Here is a 22,184-nt window from a genome sequence, read left to right as displayed (position 1 = left end):
GCTTATGATTAAATTCTTTCGAAAAATACGCTACAACCTCATGAGTGAAAACAAAACAGGCAAATACTTTAAATATGCTCTTGGTGAAATACTACTTGTAGTCATTGGTATTATGATTGCACTACAAGCCAACAATTGGAATGAAAAACGGAAAACTAACAATACCATTGAAACTCTTATTGATAAAATTGAAGATGACGTTATTGCTGATGTCGAACATGTAAATAATGAAATTGCATTTTATGAGGAGCGCGAACTCATGATGCAACGTATTTTAAAAAAGGAAGTAACGAAAGACGATTATCGTCAGTTTAAATATTACGAGATTCTCTTTAACTATTCAGATTTTAATCCAAACACTGAAAATTTAGATAAATTATTGGTGCTAGAAGAAACTGTCAAACCAGAGTATTTGCCTATTATTAAAGCTATTAAAAGCCTTAAAGGTCGTAAACAATACAAAGATTTAGCTTGGAATGATTTACAAAAAGCATTTACTGACAATGTAGATTACTATACCTTAAGTGGTAAAGATTTTACTTTTAAAAGAGACTCTAGTAGTATTGAAAAAACAATCAATTTTTATCTAACAGATAGTAACTACCTAAACAGAGTATTTAATTATAGTATCAAAAATCATAATGTTTTATTTGAAATGAGGATAGCAAGAGCCGGTTTAATTAAAATATTAGCCCAAATAAAACAAGAAAAACATCAATTTAATAAAGATGAGTTAGTAAACTTGCTAACTTCATTAAACCTTAATCATTATAAAGAAGTTGCTTGTAGAAGTACCGCAAAGGATTATCCAGACCTCAAGGGTACAAGACAAAGACTATTAATTTTCAATACCACTAAAGATACGTTATCTGTAAATGTTACAGATAAATACGACACTAATCTGTACGAATTTAAACTAAAACCAGGAGCAACCGAAGCACATGAAACTTGGCGTGGAGGTTTGCTAAATGGCGGCGATTATTCAAAGGTGATTAGTGTTTATAGAGATAGTATATGCCTTGCCAAGTTTACAGAAGAACCTCATGGTTATCTTATAATTGATAATACTATAGTTAATGATTAACATATTCAGAAAAATAAGAAAAGACATGTTTAAGAAAAAAAGCTTTTTAAGCTATATACTTTACGCTATTGGCGAAATTGCATTAATTGTTGTAGGTATTATGCTGGCACTTTATCTTCAAAATAGAAATGAAGAAAAGAAAGTAAACGAAACCGTCACTAACACTATTAATATGCTAAAAGACGAAATCGATTCGAACAAGAATAAAATTGAGCGTGTAAAAGACTATCATATCTCAGTAAAAGACTCAATATTTAAAATGAGTATGCCTAAGTCTGAAAAGGAAATTGAAGGAAAATTAAAATTTTGGAAAGGTATGCAAACACCAAGATTACAAAATGCAGCTTTTCAAACCAGTATACAATCTGGGATTGGTAAAGAATTTAAACCCGAATTATTGAAAGCTTTAAATAGCCTCTATACCTATCAAGACAGTTATAATGAATATTCATCTCAGTCTACACAAATTTTCTTTGGTTCAGATTTAACCGACTTTAAAAGTTTTGGAAAAGTAATGCGATCTATACAAATGTCTATGAACGATCTCTATTGGTTCGAAAAAGAACTCACAGAAATGTTTGATTATAACTTAAAGCAAATCGATTCTTTATATCCTGTAATCAATGATTAAATTCTTTCGAAAAATACGATACAACCTCATGGAAACAGGAAAAACAACCAAATACTTCAAATACGCCATTGGCGAAATTATTCTTGTCGTTATTGGAATTCTCATTGCATTACAAGTTAATAATTGGAACACAAAACGTAATGAAAGCAGAGCCTCAGAAAACCTAATGAATAGACTGCTTGTTGAAAGCCATAAAAACCAAGAAGCTCTAAATGAGAATATAAAACGTATCGAATCATTAATTACAGATTCAGAAAGACTGCTTCAATTTATGGGTAATGACTTTACTAATACAAATGAAAAAACAATCGACACCTTAATTTATTCTGTTTTAGCGTCCCCTACTTTAAACTATAAATCTTCTACACTTGATGAGGCATTAAGTTCTGGTGCTATTTCTTTAATAGCTTCAGATAGTCTACGAGATTTCTTATATCAAATCCCAAGTATTTACGCAGTAATAAAAATGGCCGAAAAACGTGAAGATGAAGATAGTACAAACAATCTCATACCCTATTTCTATGATAATATTTCATTAAGACAAGTCGATTATAGATTTGCACCAATTAAAGATAGAATAGGTAAAAGTGAACTCGATTACTCAGATAACAGAATCATTTTAAAAGACAGAAAATTTGAGAGTATGATTGATAATAAAATGTTTTTACTTAATACTGAACTAAATAGAAATATTGAGTATAAAAAATTTAATAGTAAAACTATGAAGTTATTAGAACAAGAAATAGAAAAGCTGAACTAAATGATTAAATTTTTCAGAAAAATAAGATACAACCTCATGGAAACTGAAAAAACAGGCAAATACCTAAAATACGCCATTGGTGAAATTATTCTTGTCGTTATTGGGATTCTTATTGCATTGCAGATTAACAATTGGAATGAAAATAGAATAAACGCAAATAAAGAAACTGCGATTTTAGCAAACATTCATAAAGAGTTTAAACAAAATCGAATACAGTTAGATTCTGTTGTATCTCAACATAGAACTTCACATAATAATAGTGCAAAAATTATAAAGTTATTCCCCATAAAAACAAAACCTAAACCTGCGGTTTTAGATTCTTTAAGTTTTCAACTTTTTTGGTCGTATGCAGGCGCTACTTTTAATCCTTCGCAAACAAGTATTAAAGCCTTGACCAGTAGCTCATCTTTCGATATCATTAAAAATGACACCTTACGAGATTTATTGATTTCTTGGAATGATCTAATTACAGATTATCAAGAGGAAGAATTACGATCAAGAGATTATATAATAAATCAATATGATGCATATATGTCTAAACATTTTGATTGGAATTACAATTTTAAAGATGAGCGGAATAATTTTGACGCATTACAAACTTTGGAGTTTGAATATTTAGTGAAAAATAATTACGATTTAGTTGATCAGATATTAGTGTCTGGTGGCGAACTGCAAAAAGTACAAGAAACTTTAGACAACATTATTGAGCTATCAAAACCTAAAACTAATGATTAAATTTTTTTGTCATTCCTGCGTAGGCAGGAATCTACAACAAACCAAAAACCAAAAAATGGATTCCTGCTTTCGCAGGAATAACAGCCTATGATTAAATTCTTCAGACATATTCGTAAATCATTACTTATGGAAAACAAAACATCCAAGTACTTCAAATACGCCATTGGCGAAATTATCCTTGTAGTTATTGGTATTCTCATTGCACTACAAATTAATAACTGGAACGAAGGAAAAAAAGCTAAAGAAAAAGAACGAGAAGCACTTCTCGAAATCGTATCCGATTTAGAATATAGTCTAAACGATTTAGATGAGGTTGTTAATACACAGAACAATAATTTAGCCAAAAATATTAACTCCCTCAAAATCTTAATTAAGGTCTTACAAACAGATCAGAAATACCATGACTCTTTAGCAAGTCACTTTCATTCGACAAACTCATATGACGAACCTTATTTTAAAACAAGTGGCTATAATTCGCTTTCATCAATTGGTATGGACTTGGTAGAGGATTCAAAAATTCGTTCGGCAATAGGTCAGTTTTATAGTGCTTCAATTACTGATACAGAAGGTGCATTTAGCGAATTAAAACAAGACTTTCATGAATATATGTTAGGTTTTATAAGAAAAGATTTTACGCTTTTAACTTTAAATGAAGGGCAAAAGGTATTACGTCCTAATAATTATGAAACGCTAAAGGTTAATAAAGAATATATTCAATCTTTAAGAATTTTTTTATCACTCAATGAAGCATATCGTAATAGCTTAAATGATATTAAGGGTGAAGCTATTCAATTAAAAAAAGATATAGAAACTTATCTAAATGATTAAATTCTTTAGATTATCGCAACACAATTTTGTAAAAAAATCAAAGGTGTAGTAGACCTTTGGTGAAGATAGCTCCCGATAACTATCGGGACGAAAAAAATAGAAACTAAAAATATGGTTAAGTTTTTTAGACGAATAAGATTTAAATTAATGGAAACAGGAAAAACAGGCAAGTACTTCAAATACGCCATTGGAGAAATTATCCTCGTCGTTATTGGTATTCTAATCGCACTACAAATTAATAATTGGAACGAAACACGATTAGAAGGTATACAAGAACAAATAACGCTCGCCAATCTTAATGAAGAGTTTCAAGATAATTTAAAAGATTTAGACTCAATAAATCTAGATCTATTGAAAGTGATGAATAAGATGGAACTTCTTTTTTCAATGTTTAAGGAAGAAAACAGTACTGATAATATTAAAAGTTTAGATAGTATAATAGGTAGCATTTTAACGAGCCCTACTTGGAAACCAAGCGAGTTTGTTTTAAATGACCTTAAAAGCTCTGGTGGGTTATCGAAATTAAAAAGTAGTAAACTAAAAAAATTATTATTCCAATGGACACGTTTTTTTAATCAAATGAAAGAGACAGAAGAACAAATGGAGAATACAAGTAAGGATCTTATAAAATTTTTAAAAGCCAATGGATCGCTAAGAAATATAGACGCAACAGCAAAAACTTTTAATTATAAGCCATCTAAATTACCAATTAACAATCTAGTTCTTTTACAGAACCCAATTTTTGAAAACCATATCGACGATAAATTATTTGTGCTACACGAGGCGAAAGCGCAGTTTGTGATATCTAAACAATTAATCCATCAAATACTCAAAGAAACTTCTGCTGAATGACTATGATTAAATTTTTTAGATTATCGCAATACAATTTTGTAAAACAAAATCAAAGGTCTAGTAGACCTTTGGTGAAGATAGCCGCTCGCGGAAAGAATTAAAACTAAAAATATGATTAAGTTTTTTAGACGAATAAGATTTAAATTAATGGAAACAGGAAAAACAGGTCGTTACTTCAAATACGCTATTGGCGAAATCATACTTGTTGTGATTGGAATTCTTATTGCTTTGCAGATTAACACATGGAATGAAAACAGAAAAGAAAGCTTAGAAGAAAGTTCTATACTACAGAACTTGTATGATGAGTTTTCTGAAAACAAAAAAATGTTTGATGAAAATATAATCGAAACAGAAAATGCAAAACAAACAGGATATGCCATAATGCGTCTTATGGGAAAACCTGAGGAACTCTTAAAAAAACAAAATGTAGATAGTCTTTTATTTATAGTCTTAGAACCTGGTGAATATCGACCAAGCGAAAATACCATCAATGACCTTATACAATCTGGTAGACTAAAATTGTTAAGAAATAAAAAACTTAAAACATTACTTTATAATTGGCAAAGCCAACTCAAAGACGTAAAAGTAGCTATTGAGCGAGCTGAACTAAAAATTGATAATGAATTGATACCATACTTATCAAAACATTATGCATTAAAAGATATAGACAAATACGGAGCCTTAAATTGGAAAGAAAACACAACTCTTAAAATAGATAAGTATGCGATTTTTAATGATGTTGAGTTTGAAAACATTACTGACGATTATCTTTATAGAGTAGCTGCAGCTGAAAGGAGTTTAAAACGACTCGGAACCATTTTAGACGCTATTTTAGCAGAAACGAATAAATAAATCTTAGATTTAGACCTATTTAATGAATATCCAAAACTACATAAACGGCAAATTTGTAAATCCCATTGAAAATAATTGGATTGACAACTACAATCCGGCAAGTGGTAACGTTTATAGCCAAATACCAAACTCATCTAAAACAGATGTAGAAGAAGCATACAAATCTGCTAAATCTGCCTTTAGGCTGTGGTCACAAACCACATTAGAAGAACGCAGTCGCATTCTCATTAAAATTTCAGAATTATTAGAAGCCAACTTACAACAGTTTGCAGAGGCTGAAAGCTTAGATAATGGCAAACCTATTTCCTTAGCTAAAGCGATTGATATACCTAGAGCCGCGAGTAACTTTAGATTCTTTGGTAATGCAATTACTCAATTTGCGAGTGAAAGCCATGAATCCGTTGGACAAAATGCAATTAATTATACGTTGCGTCAGCCTATAGGAGTTGTGGGTTGTATTAGTCCCTGGAACCTTCCACTCTATCTCTTTACTTGGAAAATTGCACCTGCATTGGCCGCAGGTAATTGTGTTGTTGCAAAACCAAGCGAAGTTACACCAATGACCGCTTTCCTTTTGGGAGAACTATGTATTGAAGCAGGTCTGCCAAAAGGTGTTTTAAATATTGTCCATGGCTTAGGCACAACAACAGGGCAAGCCATAGTAGAACATCCAGACATTAAAGCGATTTCCTTTACAGGTGGTACAGCAACCGGAGCACATATTGCAAAAGTCGCTGCGCCATTATTTAAAAAACTATCCTTAGAATTAGGCGGAAAAAATCCAAACATCATTTTTGCAGACTGTGATTACGAGGATATGCTAAATACAACAGTGCGTTCGTCATTTGCAAATCAAGGACAGATTTGCTTATGCGGAAGCCGTATTTTTGTAGAAGCTTCAATCTATGAGAAATTTAAAACAGATTTTGTAGCCAAAGTAAGAACACTAAAAGTTGGTCATCCTTCAGAAAAAGAAACTAATATAGGAGCACTAGTTTCAAAACCACATCTTGAAAAAGTAAAAGACTATATTACAATAGCCAAAGAAGAAAACGGCACTGTGCTATGTGGCGGAAATGAAGTTAAAATTAAGGGCTATGAAAATGGTTATTATTTAGAGCCTACAGTCATCGAAGTACCTAACGATGAATGCAGAGTTAACCAAGAAGAAATTTTTGGACCAGTGGTTACTATAATGCCATTTAATAATGAAGACGAAGTGCTTGAAATGGCAAACAAAGTAAAATACGGTTTATCAGCAACCCTTTGGACTAACAACTTAAAACGTACCATGAGACTAAGCAATCAACTACAAGCAGGTATTGTTTGGGTAAATACTTGGATGATGCGCGATTTAAGAACACCATTTGGTGGTGTAAAAGCTTCAGGGGTTGGTCGTGAAGGTGGTTTTGAAGCATTACGCTTTTTTACTGAGGCAAAAAATATCTGTATAAAATATTAACAAGTAGTTGTCATGCTGAACTTGATTCAGTATCTTTTAAACTCAAGTATAAACCCAAAACAAAAATATTATGAAAACTAAAATCTCAACCCTACTGCTGCTTTTTATAAGTTTATCTCTATTTGCACAAGAAAATTGGGAAACCTTAGAAAAAGAAAACTATGCAATTAGCTATCCCACAGACTGGATATCTAGTGAAAAGAAACCTCAACCGTCGATGCAATTTTTATTATTGTCTGATGAAAAATCACAAAACGAGGATAAATTTAGAGAAAACATAAACCTAACACTAGAAAATTTAAACGGACAAACATTATCTCTTGATGAATATTCTAAAATTTCAATAGATCAAATTACGGCACAAATTCCAAGTGCAAAAGTTATATCTGTCGACACTATTAAACTTAATGGATGGGAAGCAAAAGCTGCTATCTGGTCTGCGGATTTCGGTAATGGTATGATATTAAAATTCAAGCAGGTATTTCTATTATATAGCGGAACTGCATATGTTTTAACGTTTTCATCTACAACCGCAGAGTTTGATACGTATATACAGGTTGGCGACCAAATCCTTAACAGTTTTAAACTCGCTAAGTAAAATGAATTTAGAATTAAATAATAAATATGCTTTAGTTTGTGGCAGTACTGCTGGTATCGGTAAAGCAACAGCTTTAGCTTTAGCTGAAGAAGGTACAATAATTACTTTAGTTGCAAGAAATGAAGCAAAGCTTAAAGCGGTGCTTGCAGAATTACCTCAACACAGAAATCACAGTTATATTGTAGCTGATTTTTCAAATCCAAGTGAATTAAAAGAAAAAGTTGAATCTTATATTAAATCACATCATGGTTTTCATATTCTAATAAATAACACTGGTGGACCTGCAGGTGGGCCTGTTTTTTCTGCTAAAGTTGAAGAATTTGAAAACGCCTTTACCCAACATTTAAAATGTAATCATGTATTAGTACAGGCGGTTGTTCCTTTTATGAAAGACCAAACATATGGACGTATTATTAATGTTATTTCTACTTCAGTAAAACAGCCGTTAGATGGACTAGGCGTGAGCAATACCATTCGTGGTGCAGTTGCAAATTGGAGTAAAACATTAGCTAATGAGCTAGGAGAATTTGGTGTTACTGTAAACAATGTACTTCCTGGAGCCACTGGTACAGAACGACTTACGCAAATCATTAAAAATAAATCAGTAAAAACAGGTAAATCAGTAGACGAAGCATCAAATGCTATGAAGAATGCTGTACCTGCTAAACGCTTTGCAAAGCCCGAAGAATTGGCAGATGCTATTACATTTTTAGCAAGTGAACGTGCTGCTTATATAAACGGAATTAACCTTCCGGTTGATGGCGGACGAACAAAAAGTTTGTAACTTTAGATCTTGTCATTCCTGCAAAGGCTGGAATTCAAATTTAAAAAATAATAACTACAGATTCCTGCCTTCGCAGGAATGACAAAATAGAAGCATAATGAGTAAATTATTCCCACCTATAAATTTTAAAGCATGGATAGAAGAAAACCGTCATCTACTAAAGCCACCAGTTGGCAATAAGGTAGTGTGGAAAGATGGTGATTTTATTGTTATGGTCGTTGGTGGACCTAATAGTAGAAAAGACTATCATTATAACGAAACACCAGAATTTTTCTACCAAGTTGAAGGAGATATAATATTAAAGGTCATTGACAAAGGCACACCTAAAGACATTCATATTAGAGAGGGTGAGATTTTTTTATTACCTCCTAAAGTACCACATTCACCTCAACGTGGAGCTAATACAGTTGGTTTGGTTATTGAATACCCAAGAGATAAAGGAGTACAAGATGCATTATTATGGTTTTGTGAAAACTGTACTACAAAATTATATGAAGAAGACTTCACTGTTGAAAATATAGAAACTGATATGCCTGTTATATTCGATAATTACTATGGCGACAAAGATAAGCGTAGCTGCCCTAACTGTGGAGAGGTAATGCAACCACCTAAAAAAGTTCAGCTTGATGACTAAACGAAAATTAAGAATAAACGGTCACTCTCACCTTCTTCCCTATCCTGAGGAAATTCCTGAATTTATGAAAGATAAGGGTATCTTTTGGGTAGATAAAGACCGAAAGTTTATGCTTCAAAAAGATTGGAATAGACCAATTACAGATTCTAGCTTTTTCTTGGATGAAAAATTGGCTTGGATGGAACACTTTAAAATTGACCATGCAGTTGTTTTAAACTTGTCACAACTTTACGGAAATGGTTTACGTCTCGAAGAGATGAAACAAGCGTTACGTTTTCAGAATGATTTTAATGCACGTATTCAAAATGAAAATCCAAGTAAATTTACTTGTGGTTTTGTAGTACATCCTGGTTTTGTTCGCGGAGCATGCTGGGAAATTGAACGTTGTGTAGAAGAATTAGGTATGCAACTACTTTGCTTACCGACGCACTACATGGATACCATAGGTACATGGCGTTGCATTTTTGACGAAGAAAATGAGCCTATTTTTGAGCTTGCTGATAAATATAATCTCGCAGTAGAGGTTCATCCTTATGATGGAGAAAAATTTATAAAACTAGAAAACACATCTTGGCGTTTTCATTTGATATGGATGCTTGCACAATGTGCGGATGCTTATCATTTTTTAACCCTTAATGGTTATTACGAAAAATATAAGAACATGCGTGTTTGCTTTGCACACGGTGGCCAATTAGCTCAAATAAATTTGGGGAGACGAATTCAAGGATTTGATGGGCGACCAGATTTATTTGAAGACAAAAGTCATCCGAGGCAAGCGGTAGGTCATAAAAATATCTTCTTCGATACTTTAGTGCACGATACTGGTGGTTTAGAACTATTAATTAAAAACCAAGGCTCAAAACAAGTACTAATGGGATTAGACGATCCATATCCTTTGGGAGAGATGGAAAGTGAAAAACAATCTTCTTATCCCGGTAAAATATTAGACTTGGCCATGGATAGAGATATCATTTCTAAAAACGAACGCGATGCTATCTGGGAAGATAATGTTATACAATGGCTTTGTGGTGATGACGAAGCTGCCAAAAAAAAATTGGTAAATAGAATTTTAGGATAAGAATGTCTCCTCGAGCGCAGTCGAGAGGTATTTAGACTTTAATAAATAAATAGGTCTCGACTGCGCTCGACCTGACATAAGAATGTACTTTTTACCTGAAAAACTAGACAACTATATTGTAGATCACTCCGAACAAGAACCAAAGTTATTGCAGGAATTAACACGAGAAACCTATCAGAAAGTTCTACAACCAATAATGCTAAGTGGACCTTACCAAGGTAGAGTTTTAAGCATGATTTCTAAATTAATACAACCAAAATCTATATTAGAACTAGGGACTTTCACGGGTTATTCTACACTTTGTTTGGCGGAGGGACTATATAAAGATGGTGAAATTAATACTATTGATATTAATGAGGAGCTTATTGACTTTCAAAGAAAGTATTTTAATAAATCGAAATATGGTAATAACATCATTCAGCATTTGGGTAATGCACTAGAAATTATACCTACAATTAATAAAACATTTGATTTGGTGTTTATTGATGCTGACAAACCAAACTACTCTAACTATTTTCATCTTATTATTGATAAACTTAATTCTGGTGGTATAATTCTTTCAGATAATGTGTTATGGCATGGAAAAGTGATAGAATCTCTCAATGAAAAAGACAAATCTACTAAAGCGGTTTTAGACTACAATACATTACTTAAAAATGATCCGCGCATTGAAACCGTTGTTTTACCAATAAGAGATGGTTTAACAATAAGTAGAAAGTTATAATTACAGTTTTCGTTTTACGGAACCCGTAAAATCGCCTAAATCATCTTTTACTTTATTAATTTCCTCTTGTATATCCTTGGCGACGTCTGTATCTATAATATTATTCTCTTTAGCACTTTTTGTTACTTCGTGCTTTATATCATTGGTTGCATCTTTTAATGTACGCATTCCTTTGCCCAAACCTCGAGCTACTTCAGGCAACTTATCAGCACCAAAAACCAATACTACTATAAAGAGTATAAATACGATTTCGGTACCACCGATAAATAAAAAAGTTGATAAATATATCACAGTGCAAATATAGAGTGACTTTATGTAATAAAAAAAGCCGACTCGTTAAAGTAGGCTTTTTTTTATTTTTAATTTATTTGATTAGTTTTTTACTTTATTCTTAAACTTATCAAAATCATTTTCTTTTACTTCTCTAGGCCAAGCATTGTTAGAGGTATCTACATCTGCTGTCTCTAAATCAGGATCTATAGTAATAGAAACAATCTCTTTTTCACTCGCCACTGCTCTACTTACTTCCTTATCATTAAATCTCCAGATTTGAGCAGGATAAGTCACCTTTTCTTTTGAACCGTCTGCATACTCATATTGAACAATTAAAGGCATTACAAGACCACCTGGCTTCTCAAAAGTTACATTGTAAAAATACTTTGGTGACTTTTTCATTGCCTTTTGTTCATCTGGAGTAAAATTGTCCATAATATACTCTTTTACCGTAGGCAAATCGTCAATAGATGATCCACTTTTCATCGCATCGTCATATCCTTCATCACCTTCACCAATAAAATAAACTAAAGCGTTAGGATCCATATTATAACGTGCTGCTAATTTTTTACCATTTTCATTAGGCTTATTAGTTACAGCATACTTCTTTACTTCTTTGATTCCGATATCGGTATAATCGGTAGTATAAAACCATCCTCTCCAAAACCAATCTAAGTCAACAGCAGAAGCATCTTCCATCGTTCTGAAAAAATCTTCCGGAGTTGGGTGTTTAAACATCCAACGGTTAGCATATTCTCTAAAAGAATAATCAAATAAGTCTCTGCCCATTACTGTTTCTCTTAAAATATTTAAACCTGTAGCTGGTTTACTATATGCATTGCTACCAAATTGATAGGTATTTAAACCTTTTGTCATAATAGGTGCAATATAGTCTTGGTTACCTCCCATATATCTCACAATATTTTTTGCTGGCCCTCTTCGTGAAGGGTATGCTTTATCGTTTGGAGATAATGCTGTTGGATTCCACTCACCAAAATCTTGTTCTGCAACATATTGAACAAATGTATTTAAACCTTCATCCATCCAAGTCCATTGGCGCTCATCACTATTTACAATCATTGGAAAGAAATTATGACCTACCTCATGGATAATTACACTTATCATTCCGTATTTAGTTCTGTCTGAGTAATTACCTTCTTTGTCTGGGCGACCAAAATTGTAACAAATCATTGGATATTCCATTCCCATTGGTGCATGTACAGATATTGCCTTATGATAAGGATAATCAAATGTCATACGAGAGTATGATTTAAGCGTACTTGCAACAGTTCTTGTTGACCATTGTTCCCATAAAGGATTGCCTTCTTTAGAATACATAGAAACTGCCATAACATCTCTGTCACCAATTTTAACAGCCATCATATCCCAAATAAATTTACGAGATGTTGCAAAACCAAAGTCACGTACCATTTGTGCTGATAATTTCCATGTTCTTTTCTTAGAACTTTTAGATTTCTCAGTCTTCTCAGCTTCCGCTTGGGTAACAATCATTACTGGTTTATCAAAAGACTTCTTAGCTTGATTATAACGCTTCATCATGTCTTTAGTAAAAACCTCATCTCTATTGGTTAAGTATCCCGTACCATCTAATATGTGATCTGCAGGTACTGTTATATTAACATCAAAGTCTCCAAAAGGCAACGCAAATTCATCGCGTCCCCAAAACTGAGAATTTTGCCATCCTTCTACGTCATTATATACAGCCATACGAGGATAAAATTGAGCCATCACATAGATTCTATTATCATTTTCTTCAAAGTATTCATAACCTGAACGACCACCATCTTTTACATGATCGTTAATGTTATACCACCATTTGATATTAAATGAGAATTTATCACCCTTATTCATTGCTTTAGGTAACTCAACTCGCATCATTGTGCGATTAATCATATGAGGTAAATCTTTTCCATTAACATCTTTAACATGCTCAATATTAAATCCACCATCAAATCTATCTTTTAGATAAGAACTCGTGGCTCTAGAGGCTGATGTTGCTGGACCAATCCCAGAACTGCTAATAAAAGGGGTTTTAGAATCTTTAGAACGCATGTTCTGATCTAATTGTACCCAAAGGTATTTCAATTCATCTGGTGAATTATTTGTATACGTAATTGTTTCATTACCGTACAACTTTGCATTTACATCATCGATTTCAATATCCATTTTGTAATCTGCTTGTTGTTGGTAATAGCCTGGACCAGGAGCACCAGAACCTGTTCTAAACATATTTGGAGTAGAAAACTCGTCATACAATTGTTTAAACTTGTTTTGATTGGTGTGACCAGGTTTACGCTCTGGTTTTATTTCATTTTGAGCATAAGTACTCGCAGAAACAAATAAAAAAGCGCATAAGAAATACTTTAAAATTTTCATGAGTTAGTGTTATTTTTTAAGATATCATGAAACCACTAAAAATCACTGCTTATTAAGACTTATGTAATTAGAATGTTTCGTACAGATAATATTTATTAAAAATCTTGTCTAAAATAGCCATTTCACATGGTTTTAACATATTTTTAATTAAAGTTTAACATGCATTTATCATTGTCTGGAAGTAATAAAAAACTTCTGTTTTTTCCTAAAAGCTTGAGCCTAACAATATTCTGTTGTTCAGGGATTACATCGAAAAGAGTTCTGTTAGTGACCTCCATTGACTTTATATTAGATATGTTTTCTATTTCCAAGTAACAATATGTGATGTCATCTTTATATTCTTTGCCAATAAACTTAAAATTAACATCAGCTTCATTAACTTTAATTTTTAATTTATCGGATAAATAACGTTTTATGTAAACGTCTACAGTTTCTGGTTCGTCATCTTCTGCCAAAGTTATATTCTCATCATAGCGTTCTCTTAATAACTTTTCAAAATCATTAATAAAAATTTGACTTATAATTTGGAGTGATTTCTGGTTCTCAGAATATTCAACCTTAGTTACACTAACATAATATTCGTGCTTAACACTGTTTGAAAGAAAAACCGGTAATAGTAATAGAATAATAATGCGTTGTATTAATTTCATATGTCTTTGTTGTTGCTTTGTTGATTCCAAAAAGTATTCCAAAGTTAATCTTTATCTATCGTTTCTCTATTTTCTCGGTAGGCTTTTAGTTTTTGCTGCAAATACTCTAATAACTTAATTTCATTTTTTTCTTTACATAAGCCTAAAAACGATTCATCTTCTTGGCAAAACAAAAAGTACTCATTTTTTAAATTTTCAACTAAACTATCATTTTCAAAAATAATAGCTTCATAATCTCTTCGCAGACGATTAATGCATCTATCTCGGTCATCTAATTCTACAATATTTTTAAGTTTTTTTGTTCTTCCACTAATCTTATTTAATAATTTATGAAAATTAACACCAAAACCTAAACCAATATAACCCCATGGACCTGCATCAGCATCATGCAACTTTTGTTCATTCTGGGTCTTTGGCAATTTTACGCTACCTGGAATACCTAAGTCATAGAAATTGACATCAGTTTTTGCATCTGAATTCTGAAGATCCGATTCTAAACTACCTGTAAGAATCTTACCTACAATAACTTTGTCCAAAGCATTTATCTTTTCAGTCAGTTTAACTGAAAATATACCTGAATTTTCTTCTAACTTATTAATTATAATTTCTTTGCTTTCATATTTTAAACCAGAAATCAATAGTGTATCTAGCGCCTTAGCAAGAATAATAAAACTTCCATCTTCTTTAGAAATAGCGTATTTAATGGCTGTCTTATTTAATATATGAATACCTTCTACATCATCAGTGGCAAGCAGTTGGCCCTTGAGTTCTTTTCGCTGAGCATTTAACGAAAAAACAAAAAGAAACGCAATAGCGAAAAAAAATAGTTTAATCTTTTGCAATGTTATTTTTAAGGTAAGATTTACTTAATTGTGTTAAACGTTCTAAAAATTGTAGTTCCTTATTTTCATTCAGTAATTGCTCATCTACACCTTTTTCCTCTACAAAATCAATAAAACTCTCTACTTCTGATAAAGGAATTTTAAAATTCACATGAATGTAATTGACACTATATTTATCTAAGGCCTGTTTAAAAGGTGTTTTTCTTATGGCTTTTTCTGATTTTGTTTTATTCCCTTTATCATTAATATCAACTACTTGGCTGACAATAAAACCAGCCAAATTAACAATATTCAGCATGTTACCAACTGTAGGGTTATTTTCATTAAATGCTAAATTATCTGCTTCAGTTTTATAATCGGCAGAAAACTCAAAATCCTCTATATGGTCTAACCCAAAATAAACATAATCGAGGCTTACATTATACGTCCTTACATTTTCTAAATCTGCATTTAGACTACCTGTAAGACCAAAAGGTAATATGACCACCTCATCTAGTTTATTTACTTCTTCTACAAGTATAACAGTTAAGCGCTTAGAGGCTAAAATTTCTTCAGTAATAGTGATTTTAAAATCTTTAAATTGAAGTGCGCCAAAATCGACAATATCATTTAGTGTTACTTTAATTTCAAACTCACCATTCTCATCGGTAATTGTACCTTTATTTGATGAAGTATTGTAAACAGTCACCCCTTCTTTATCCGCTGTAGACACTACGATTCTTCCATTTACAGTAACTCTTTCAACATCTTGTCCATAGATTGAAAATGTAAAGAGACAACAAAGCGTAATTATTAAATTTTTCATGTTGGTTTTTTGATTTATAAAGTTCGTTCTAATTCTCGACATCTCACAAAAACCGCTAATAAATCTTTGTTAAATTCAATTGAAAAAGACAATAGCGTTTGTCATAAATTACTTTTATTTTTACAAAAAGATCTTAATTTGAAATCAATTCTTATAGCAAGTACGTCAACAATTCATGGAAGTGGATATTTAGAATACCTTACAGATGAACTTAAGACACACTTTAGTAATGCGTCGGAAATCCTATTTATTCCATATGCTAGACCAGGTGGCATATCATACGATGATTACACAAAAATCGCGGCCAAAACATTTAAATCTATTGGTAAATCATTAAAAGGAATACATGAATTTGATAACCCTAAAAAAGCTTTAGAAAATGCAGAAGGCATTTTTACAGGAGGTGGCAACACTTTTGTTTTAGTTAATCAACTTTATAAAAATGATATTTTAATAGCAATCAAAGAGGCCATTAATAAAGGAACACCTTATTTAGGTACTAGTGCAGGCAGCAATATTTGTGGGCTAACAATGCATACTACCAATGATATGCCTATTACGTATCCACCAAGTTTTAAAACCTTAGGCTTGGTACCTTTTAATATTAATCCTCACTATTTAGACCCTAAACCTAATAGCACACATATGGGTGAAACACGAGAAACACGCATAAAAGAGTTTCATAGTTTTAATACACAGCCCGTTATCGGACTTAGAGAAGGTAGCTGGATAGAAGTAAAAGGTGATGATTTAGTTTTAAAAGGTAATTTAGATGCCAGAGTCTTTGAATATGATAAATCACCATACGAAATACCAACAAACTCAGATTTAGGATTTCTTAAATAGTATTATATATTTCTAAAAAAGTGGTAGCCCCAAATTTCATAACCTTCATTATAATAAAACTTATGAGAAGGGTAATTTTGAACATATGTATTTAGTTCCATAGAATTACATCCTTTCTCTTTTACATAATTATGGATCCAATCCATAAATTTTTTTCCTAAACCTTGATTTCTATAATTTGGTCTTATATAGACATGATCTAATTCAACTGCTTTACCTACGTAATGTCTAGTGCAAAACCATAAACCTGTAACACCAACGACTATAGCATCATCTAAAATAACGGCACATTCATAATTTTGATTCTTTATCTCATCAAAACGTTCTTTTAAAAGAGTTAGACTCACTTTAGACTCATTAAGCTCGTAAACCAAAGGAATTATTAGGTCTAAATCTGTATTAGGAATGATTTTAAATTGATAACTCATAACGCTCTTTATTGATATAAAAGTAAAACTTTTAAGTAATTCAAAAAGACTACAGTTCAATTAAATTTTAATTAATGGAGGTAAAAAGTAATGACTTTTCAATAAAATTTGTGTCAAACTTTTGTAAATTGAACACACTAACACAATCATTATGAGAAGAGGTAATTTTAAAGTCCGCCTTTTAATAGGTTTAGCAATTGTAGCTTTTGCTTTTATAAGACGTTGTAGCCAACAAGAAACAAATCCTTACACAGGGCGTACTCAAGCAATTTCACTCTCACCACAACAAGAAATTGCAATTGGTTTACAGAGTGCACCTGGTATGGCTCAACAACATGGTGGCTTACACCCAGATAACCGCTACCAAGCTACAGTTGATAATGTTGGCAATAAGCTTATTAATAATAGTATAGCCAAAAACACACCCTATAAATATGAGTTTCATCTCTTAGCCGATGATCGCACTATAAACGCCTTTGCTCTTCCTGGAGGACAAATCTTTATTACGTATGCCTTATTTTCTCAGTTAGAAAACCAGGATCAATTAGCAGGCGTACTTGGTCATGAAATCGGTCACGTATTAGGGAAACACTCTAATGAACGTATTACTGATTCTAAATATTGGCAAACACTAATAATGGGAGCTGGAGCTATTGACATGGGTTCTGTGGCATCTCAAATTGGAAATGGAACGCTTCTTAAAAATGGTCGTGAAGATGAACTAGAGAGTGACGAATTAGGAGTGAAATTTATGATTAATGCAGGTTACAATCCTGAAGAAATGATTGGCGTAATGGAAATCTTAAAAGCAGCTGCAGGTCCAAATCGTGCGCCAGAATTTCAAAGTACACATCCAGATCCAGAAAATCGTATAGAGAAAATTAGAGAGGCAATTAGAAGATACAAAAAAGCGTCCTAGACTAACAAGACGCTTTATAAATTAACTAACTCAAATAATTGTCTATAAACTAGACTGTTTTCTTTTTAAAACGCTTTAAAAATAGTTCTGCTTCTTTTGCGTTTGTCTTTTTTGCGTGTTTTAATGCAGAATAGCCTTTATCACAAGAGGTATGGATATCTGATCCTGCAGTAATTAATACTTTTATTATTTCTACGCGATTAAATTTTGCCGCATAATGTATCGGTTGCATACCATTAGACTTTGCATTTACGTCAGCGCCTTGTTTTATCAAAGCCTTAACGGATGCGATATTGCCAGTGGCAACCGCTTTACACAAAGGGCTTACTTCATATGGTTTCTCAATTACTTCACTAAAATTTGAAGTTAAAATTTCGTTAGATGCATTTAAATTTGAAATTGAAAAGCCTAATGCCAAGGCTAATACTACTACTGATTTTTTCATGATGAAAGATTTTTAAATTAATTGATTTGTTTTTTGATTATACTAAATAGACGATATAACTTTTAAACTGTTACACTAAAAAAAATGATATAACATACATTTAACAATTTGAAAACAAATCTGTTAAGACAATCACAAAACCATATTTAGCACTAACAAAAAAGTGTATTTATCTTAAACAATTGATAACACTTTAATTTTTTGAGTTTTAGAATTTATTATAATATTGATATACTATATTTGATTTTTTAAGAGAACAAACATGAACAAGAAGGTTATTTTAATGATTTTAGACGGCTGGGGAAAGTCTCCCGACCCTAAAGTTTCAGCAATAGATAATGCACAGACACCATTTATAGATGGACTATATAAAACATACCCAAGCGCAAGCTTAAGAACCGATGGTCTGCATGTAGGCTTACCAGAAGGGCAGATGGGAAATAGTGAAGTTGGCCATATGAATTTAGGTGCAGGTAGAATTGTTTATCAAGATTTAGTAAAAATTAATCTGGCTGTTAAAAACAATACACTGCAAGAGGAAGACGTATTAAAAAACGCTTTTCAATATGCAAAAACTAATAATAAGAAAGTTCATTTATTAGGCCTATTAAGTGATGGTGGAGTTCACTCTCATATCAATCATCTTTTTGGTTTACTTAATGCCGCTAATGATTATGGATTGGAAGACGTATTCGTTCATGCATTTACAGATGGTAGAGATGTTGGTCCTAAATCTGGTTATGGATTTATTTCTGAGTTAGAAGAGCATCTAAGCAAAACGACTGGCAAGTTAGCTACTGTTACTGGACGCTACTACGCCATGGATAGAGATAAGCGCTGGGAACGTGTAAAACTAGCATATGACGCTTTAGTTGAAGGTAAAGGCACTAAAACTAAATCTATTTTAAAATCAATGCTACAAAACTATGAAGAGGATGTTACTGATGAATTTATAAAACCTCTAATTATTGAGGATGCTAATGGAAATCCAACTGCAAAAATAGATGAAGATGACGTTGTTATTTTCTTCAACTTTAGAACAGATAGAGGACGCCAATTAACGGAAGTATTATCACAAGAAGATTTTCATGAATTTAACATGCATAAATTAAAATTACATTATGTAACACTTACAAATTATGATGATAATTTTAATGGTATTAATGTAGTTTTCAATAAAGACAATTTAACAGAGACCCTCGGTGAAATATTAGAGAATCATAATAAAAAACAAATAAGAATGGCAGAGACTGAGAAGTATCCTCACGTTACCTTCTTTTTCTCTGGAGGGCAAGAAAAACCCTTTAAAGGTGAAACTCGAATATTACGAAATTCGCCTAAAGTGGCCACTTATGATTTAAAACCAGAGATGAGCGCCTATGAGCTACGTGACGCTTTAATACCAGAATTAGAAAAGGCAGAAACAGACTTCGTTTGCCTAAATTTTGCTAATGGAGATATGGTTGGACACACAGGCGTTATGGAAGCTGCTATTAAAGCCTGTGAAGTTGTAGATGAATGTGTAAAAGATGTGATTACCTCAGCATTAACCAATGATTATACTACAATTTTAATTGCAGATCATGGTAATTGCGAAACTATGATAAATCCTGATGGTACTCCACACACTGCACATACTACAAACCCTGTACCTATCATATTAATTGATAAGGATTTAACAGAAATACAAGACGGAATTCTTGGGGATATTGCACCAACAATTTTAAAATTAATTGGTATTGAAAAGCCAGAATCAATGACGCAACATAGCCTTGTATAACAATGTTATTATTGTAACTTTACCTAAGATTTAGATCCTAATAAAATGAATTTTCAAGATAGATTACTTATCGCTGTAGACTTTGATGGCACTATTGTAGAAGACGCTTACCCTAAAATTGGAAAAACCAGAATTTTTGCTTTTGAGACCTTAAAACGCTTACAGCAAGATGGCCACAGACTCATACTATGGACCTATCGCAGTGGTACTAAACTTCAAGAAGCTGTAGATTTCTGTAAAGAAAATGGTATTGACTTTTACGCTGTTAATGCTAGTTTTCCTGAAGAAAAATTTGACTACAGTAGAAGCCGTAAAATAAATGCAGATTTATTTATTGATGATAGAAATATTGGCGGAATTCTAGGATGGGGAGAAGTCTATCAATTAATTACTAACGAAGAACCTAATATCCCTAAATCAAAAAAGAAATGGTGGCAATTTTAATCGATTTAAAGAACTATACCTACTGTTTTTTCTACATATAAAACTTATTATAATTAAGTATCTTTGCGCTCCAATTAGAGCACATCATGATTATTGTTAAAACTAGAGAAGAAATTGAATTAATGCGCCAAAGTGCGCTCATTGTATCTAAAACTTTAGGCATGTTAGCCAAAGAAGTAAAAGAAGGTGTAACTACCAATCATTTAGATACTATTGCAGAAACTTTTATTAGAGACCATGGTGCTTTACCAGGTTTTAAAGGTCTTTATGACTGCCCTTCAACATTACTTTGCAGTGTTAATGAAGCTGTGGTACATGGCTTACCAACAGACATTCCTCTAAAAGATGGTGATATAGTGTCTATAGATTGTGGTGCTTTAATGAACGACTTTTACGGAGACCATGCTTATACTTTTGAAATTGGTAATGTAAATAGCGCTACCAAAAAATTAATTGAAGTTACAAAAGAATCGCTTTATGTTGGAATAGATAAATTAAGAACAGGTAATCGCGTAGGCGATGTTGGTTATGCCATACAACAACATTGCGAAGCCGAAGGATATGGCGTAGTAAGGGAGCTAGTTGGTCATGGCTTAGGGAGAAAGATGCATGAAGATCCAGAAATGCCAAACTACGGAAGACGTGGGAGAGGTAAAAAATTTATTGAAGGTATGGTAGTGGCTATTGAACCTATGATAAACATGGGTACACATAAAGTGAAGCAATTAAAAGATGGCTGGACGATTGTTACCCAAGATGGAAAACCAAGTGTTCATTTTGAACATGATATTGCTATAATTGATGGTAAACCAGAAATCCTTTCAACTTTTGGTTATGTGCATGAAGCTCTTGGTATTAAGAGTGATAAAGAAAATAAATTTAGACAAGAAGCGTTAGTATTATAAACTAAATGATATGCTAAAAAAAATTATTCTTTGGTCTCTAGGTATAGTAGTAGGCTTAGCATTATTATTTCTATTATATCTTATTTTTATCGTTAAAATAAGTGCTGTTAATACGAACAAAGAGAAAAGCATAAAGATAACAGGTATTGTTGACAGTCTTTATTTAGGTGGAATCAATGATATTGTTTTTACTTTAGAAAATAATGAGAATCTCTATTATATAAATCGAGGCGCAGAAAACGGTATTGATTTAGAAAATTTTCGAAACGACTTAAAAGGAAAAGAAGTAACCTTATGGCATGCAAGATCCCGTGCATCAAACGGCGGACATATGATGCAATTAAAGTTTAAAGATTCTATTTATTATACAGAATGGGAAATACCTTTAGAAAGTAATAATTAAAATCTATTTTTGAAAAGATTTAATA

Annotated in this window: 26 protein-coding genes; 19 read left to right on the top strand and 7 right to left on the bottom strand. The window is 32.3% G+C overall.

The window, feature by feature from the left end; translation table 11 throughout:
• The first annotated feature begins 4 nt into the window (after window positions 1–4).
• The 13 genes from ACFWU4_RS05730 to ACFWU4_RS05670 all read left to right on the top strand — a co-directional run bounded on the left by ACFWU4_RS05730 (window position 5) and on the right by ACFWU4_RS05670 (window position 11,022).
• Window positions 5–1,084 carry a hypothetical protein gene (locus ACFWU4_RS05730; protein ID WP_411125745.1) on the top strand — a complete coding sequence of 360 codons (1,080 nt, stop codon included), beginning with the start codon at window positions 5–7 and terminating at the stop codon, window positions 1,082–1,084.
• The gene (locus tag ACFWU4_RS05725; RefSeq protein ID WP_411125744.1) at window positions 1,077–1,715 is read left to right on the top strand and encodes a hypothetical protein; all 639 of its coding nucleotides are present in this window, start codon (window positions 1,077–1,079) and stop codon (window positions 1,713–1,715) included. Before ACFWU4_RS05730 ends, ACFWU4_RS05725 begins: the two co-directional genes overlap by 8 nt.
• Window positions 1,708–2,475 (top strand): DUF6090 family protein, encoded by a 768-nt coding sequence (locus tag ACFWU4_RS05720; RefSeq protein WP_411125742.1) that lies wholly within the window; start codon window positions 1,708–1,710, stop codon window positions 2,473–2,475. The genes ACFWU4_RS05725 and ACFWU4_RS05720 overlap by 8 nt, the downstream gene beginning before the upstream one ends.
• Window positions 2,476–3,210 carry a DUF6090 family protein gene (locus ACFWU4_RS05715; RefSeq protein WP_411125740.1) on the top strand — a complete coding sequence of 245 codons (735 nt, stop codon included), beginning with the start codon at window positions 2,476–2,478 and terminating at the stop codon, window positions 3,208–3,210. It begins immediately after the preceding gene.
• A 126-nt stretch (window positions 3,211–3,336) separates the two neighbouring features.
• Complete coding sequence (locus ACFWU4_RS05710) at window positions 3,337–4,038, top strand: DUF6090 family protein (RefSeq protein ID WP_411125738.1); 702 nt, start codon at window positions 3,337–3,339, stop codon at window positions 4,036–4,038.
• Between the two features lie 147 nt (window positions 4,039–4,185).
• The gene (locus tag ACFWU4_RS05705) at window positions 4,186–4,890 is read left to right on the top strand and encodes a DUF6090 family protein (RefSeq protein ID WP_411125736.1); all 705 of its coding nucleotides are present in this window, start codon (window positions 4,186–4,188) and stop codon (window positions 4,888–4,890) included.
• Between the two features lie 111 nt (window positions 4,891–5,001).
• Window positions 5,002–5,742: a DUF6090 family protein gene (locus ACFWU4_RS05700; protein WP_411125734.1), complete on the top strand. Its 741-nt coding sequence runs from the start codon at window positions 5,002–5,004 to the stop codon at window positions 5,740–5,742.
• 22 nt (window positions 5,743–5,764) lie between these two features.
• Window positions 5,765–7,204, top strand: coding sequence for an aldehyde dehydrogenase (locus ACFWU4_RS05695; RefSeq protein ID WP_411125732.1), 1,440 nt, complete (start codon window positions 5,765–5,767; stop codon window positions 7,202–7,204).
• 70 nt (window positions 7,205–7,274) lie between these two features.
• Window positions 7,275–7,802 carry a hypothetical protein gene (locus ACFWU4_RS05690; RefSeq protein ID WP_411125731.1) on the top strand — a complete coding sequence of 176 codons (528 nt, stop codon included), beginning with the start codon at window positions 7,275–7,277 and terminating at the stop codon, window positions 7,800–7,802.
• 1 nt (window position 7,803) lies between these two features.
• Window positions 7,804–8,586, top strand: a complete 783-nt coding sequence (locus tag ACFWU4_RS05685) for an SDR family oxidoreductase (protein ID WP_411125729.1) — start codon at window positions 7,804–7,806, stop codon at window positions 8,584–8,586.
• Window positions 8,587–8,683: 97 nt separating this feature from the next.
• The gene (locus ACFWU4_RS05680) at window positions 8,684–9,220 is read left to right on the top strand and encodes a 3-hydroxyanthranilate 3,4-dioxygenase (RefSeq protein WP_411125727.1); all 537 of its coding nucleotides are present in this window, start codon (window positions 8,684–8,686) and stop codon (window positions 9,218–9,220) included.
• Complete coding sequence (locus tag ACFWU4_RS05675; RefSeq protein WP_411125725.1) at window positions 9,213–10,298, top strand: amidohydrolase family protein; 1,086 nt, start codon at window positions 9,213–9,215, stop codon at window positions 10,296–10,298. Before ACFWU4_RS05680 ends, ACFWU4_RS05675 begins: the two co-directional genes overlap by 8 nt.
• An 82-nt stretch (window positions 10,299–10,380) precedes the next feature.
• On the top strand, window positions 10,381–11,022 hold the full coding sequence (locus ACFWU4_RS05670) for an O-methyltransferase (RefSeq protein ID WP_411125723.1): 642 nt from the start codon (window positions 10,381–10,383) through the stop codon (window positions 11,020–11,022).
• Here ACFWU4_RS05670 and ACFWU4_RS05665 read toward each other — a convergent pair whose 3' ends face one another.
• The 5 genes from ACFWU4_RS05665 to ACFWU4_RS05645 form a co-directional block, all read right to left on the bottom strand.
• Window positions 11,023–11,313 carry a twin-arginine translocase TatA/TatE family subunit gene (locus ACFWU4_RS05665; RefSeq protein WP_411125721.1) on the bottom strand — a complete coding sequence of 97 codons (291 nt, stop codon included), beginning with the start codon at window positions 11,311–11,313 and terminating at the stop codon, window positions 11,023–11,025.
• 81 nt (window positions 11,314–11,394) lie between these two features.
• Window positions 11,395–13,692: a M1 family metallopeptidase gene (locus tag ACFWU4_RS05660; protein WP_411125720.1), complete on the bottom strand. Its 2,298-nt coding sequence runs from the start codon at window positions 13,690–13,692 to the stop codon at window positions 11,395–11,397.
• Between the two features lie 143 nt (window positions 13,693–13,835).
• Window positions 13,836–14,342 carry a DUF6702 family protein gene (locus tag ACFWU4_RS05655; protein ID WP_411125718.1) on the bottom strand — a complete coding sequence of 169 codons (507 nt, stop codon included), beginning with the start codon at window positions 14,340–14,342 and terminating at the stop codon, window positions 13,836–13,838.
• Window positions 14,343–14,386: 44 nt separating this feature from the next.
• On the bottom strand, window positions 14,387–15,184 hold the full coding sequence (locus ACFWU4_RS05650; protein WP_411125716.1) for a hypothetical protein: 798 nt from the start codon (window positions 15,182–15,184) through the stop codon (window positions 14,387–14,389).
• Window positions 15,171–15,989 (bottom strand): hypothetical protein, encoded by an 819-nt coding sequence (locus tag ACFWU4_RS05645; protein WP_411125715.1) that lies wholly within the window; start codon window positions 15,987–15,989, stop codon window positions 15,171–15,173. Before ACFWU4_RS05645 ends, ACFWU4_RS05650 begins: the two co-directional genes overlap by 14 nt.
• A 138-nt stretch (window positions 15,990–16,127) precedes the next feature.
• Here ACFWU4_RS05645 and pepE point away from each other — a divergent pair, with 138 nt between their 5' ends.
• Window positions 16,128–16,835: a dipeptidase PepE gene (gene pepE, locus ACFWU4_RS05640; protein ID WP_411125713.1), complete on the top strand. Its 708-nt coding sequence runs from the start codon at window positions 16,128–16,130 to the stop codon at window positions 16,833–16,835.
• Between the two features lie 2 nt (window positions 16,836–16,837).
• Here the strand turns inward: pepE and ACFWU4_RS05635 are convergent, their stop codons facing one another.
• Window positions 16,838–17,263 carry a GNAT family N-acetyltransferase gene (locus ACFWU4_RS05635; protein ID WP_411125712.1) on the bottom strand — a complete coding sequence of 142 codons (426 nt, stop codon included), beginning with the start codon at window positions 17,261–17,263 and terminating at the stop codon, window positions 16,838–16,840.
• 151 nt (window positions 17,264–17,414) lie between these two features.
• Here ACFWU4_RS05635 and ACFWU4_RS05630 point away from each other — a divergent pair, with 151 nt between their 5' ends.
• Window positions 17,415–18,182 (top strand): M48 family metalloprotease, encoded by a 768-nt coding sequence (locus tag ACFWU4_RS05630; protein ID WP_411125710.1) that lies wholly within the window; start codon window positions 17,415–17,417, stop codon window positions 18,180–18,182.
• A 49-nt stretch (window positions 18,183–18,231) separates the two neighbouring features.
• On the opposite strand, the gene ACFWU4_RS05625 is transcribed toward ACFWU4_RS05630, so the two are convergent.
• On the bottom strand, window positions 18,232–18,627 hold the full coding sequence (locus ACFWU4_RS05625) for an ankyrin repeat domain-containing protein (protein ID WP_411125708.1): 396 nt from the start codon (window positions 18,625–18,627) through the stop codon (window positions 18,232–18,234).
• A 262-nt stretch (window positions 18,628–18,889) separates the two neighbouring features.
• Between ACFWU4_RS05625 and gpmI the strand changes: the two genes are divergently transcribed.
• The 4 genes from gpmI (at window position 18,890) to ACFWU4_RS05605 (ending at window position 22,159) form a co-directional block, all read left to right on the top strand.
• Window positions 18,890–20,407: a 2,3-bisphosphoglycerate-independent phosphoglycerate mutase gene (gene gpmI, locus ACFWU4_RS05620; RefSeq protein WP_411125706.1), complete on the top strand. Its 1,518-nt coding sequence runs from the start codon at window positions 18,890–18,892 to the stop codon at window positions 20,405–20,407.
• 45 nt (window positions 20,408–20,452) lie between these two features.
• Window positions 20,453–20,851, top strand: coding sequence for a BT0820 family HAD-type phosphatase (locus ACFWU4_RS05615; RefSeq protein WP_411125704.1), 399 nt, complete (start codon window positions 20,453–20,455; stop codon window positions 20,849–20,851).
• A gap of 86 nt (window positions 20,852–20,937) precedes the next feature.
• Window positions 20,938–21,756, top strand: coding sequence for a type I methionyl aminopeptidase (map, locus tag ACFWU4_RS05610; protein WP_411125702.1), 819 nt, complete (start codon window positions 20,938–20,940; stop codon window positions 21,754–21,756).
• Window positions 21,757–21,766: 10 nt separating this feature from the next.
• Complete coding sequence (locus ACFWU4_RS05605) at window positions 21,767–22,159, top strand: hypothetical protein (RefSeq protein ID WP_411125700.1); 393 nt, start codon at window positions 21,767–21,769, stop codon at window positions 22,157–22,159.
• Window positions 22,160–22,184 lie beyond the last annotated feature (25 nt).

Source organism: Winogradskyella sp. PE311, from assembly GCF_046545555.1.
GTDB lineage: Bacteria > Bacteroidota > Bacteroidia > Flavobacteriales > Flavobacteriaceae > Winogradskyella.
Note: the sequence above shows the minus strand (reverse complement) of the source record. Positions and strands in the feature narration are given on the sequence as shown.

Coding starts and splice junctions, on each gene's coding strand:
- ACFWU4_RS05635 (WP_411125712.1), bottom strand. CDS start 17,263: ATGAGTTATCAATTTAAAATCATTCCTAATACAGATTTAGACCTAATA.
- ACFWU4_RS05645 (WP_411125715.1), bottom strand. CDS start 15,989: ATGAAAAATTTAATAATTACGCTTTGTTGTCTCTTTACATTTTCAATC.
- ACFWU4_RS05705 (WP_411125736.1), top strand. CDS start 4,186: ATGGAAACAGGAAAAACAGGCAAGTACTTCAAATACGCCATTGGAGAA.
- ACFWU4_RS05695 (WP_411125732.1), top strand. CDS start 5,765: ATGAATATCCAAAACTACATAAACGGCAAATTTGTAAATCCCATTGAA.
- ACFWU4_RS05670 (WP_411125723.1), top strand. CDS start 10,381: ATGTACTTTTTACCTGAAAAACTAGACAACTATATTGTAGATCACTCC.
- ACFWU4_RS05680 (WP_411125727.1), top strand. CDS start 8,684: ATGAGTAAATTATTCCCACCTATAAATTTTAAAGCATGGATAGAAGAA.
- ACFWU4_RS05615 (WP_411125704.1), top strand. CDS start 20,453: ATGAATTTTCAAGATAGATTACTTATCGCTGTAGACTTTGATGGCACT.
- ACFWU4_RS05730 (WP_411125745.1), top strand. CDS start 5: ATGATTAAATTCTTTCGAAAAATACGCTACAACCTCATGAGTGAAAAC.
- ACFWU4_RS05605 (WP_411125700.1), top strand. CDS start 21,767: ATGCTAAAAAAAATTATTCTTTGGTCTCTAGGTATAGTAGTAGGCTTA.
- ACFWU4_RS05690 (WP_411125731.1), top strand. CDS start 7,275: ATGAAAACTAAAATCTCAACCCTACTGCTGCTTTTTATAAGTTTATCT.
- ACFWU4_RS05700 (WP_411125734.1), top strand. CDS start 5,002: ATGATTAAGTTTTTTAGACGAATAAGATTTAAATTAATGGAAACAGGA.
- ACFWU4_RS05720 (WP_411125742.1), top strand. CDS start 1,708: ATGATTAAATTCTTTCGAAAAATACGATACAACCTCATGGAAACAGGA.
- ACFWU4_RS05685 (WP_411125729.1), top strand. CDS start 7,804: ATGAATTTAGAATTAAATAATAAATATGCTTTAGTTTGTGGCAGTACT.
- ACFWU4_RS05660 (WP_411125720.1), bottom strand. CDS start 13,692: ATGAAAATTTTAAAGTATTTCTTATGCGCTTTTTTATTTGTTTCTGCG.
- ACFWU4_RS05715 (WP_411125740.1), top strand. CDS start 2,476: ATGATTAAATTTTTCAGAAAAATAAGATACAACCTCATGGAAACTGAA.
- map (WP_411125702.1), top strand. CDS start 20,938: ATGATTATTGTTAAAACTAGAGAAGAAATTGAATTAATGCGCCAAAGT.
- ACFWU4_RS05655 (WP_411125718.1), bottom strand. CDS start 14,342: ATGAAATTAATACAACGCATTATTATTCTATTACTATTACCGGTTTTT.
- ACFWU4_RS05725 (WP_411125744.1), top strand. CDS start 1,077: ATGATTAACATATTCAGAAAAATAAGAAAAGACATGTTTAAGAAAAAA.
- ACFWU4_RS05710 (WP_411125738.1), top strand. CDS start 3,337: ATGGAAAACAAAACATCCAAGTACTTCAAATACGCCATTGGCGAAATT.
- ACFWU4_RS05675 (WP_411125725.1), top strand. CDS start 9,213: ATGACTAAACGAAAATTAAGAATAAACGGTCACTCTCACCTTCTTCCC.
- ACFWU4_RS05630 (WP_411125710.1), top strand. CDS start 17,415: ATGAGAAGAGGTAATTTTAAAGTCCGCCTTTTAATAGGTTTAGCAATT.
- gpmI (WP_411125706.1), top strand. CDS start 18,890: ATGAACAAGAAGGTTATTTTAATGATTTTAGACGGCTGGGGAAAGTCT.
- ACFWU4_RS05625 (WP_411125708.1), bottom strand. CDS start 18,627: ATGAAAAAATCAGTAGTAGTATTAGCCTTGGCATTAGGCTTTTCAATT.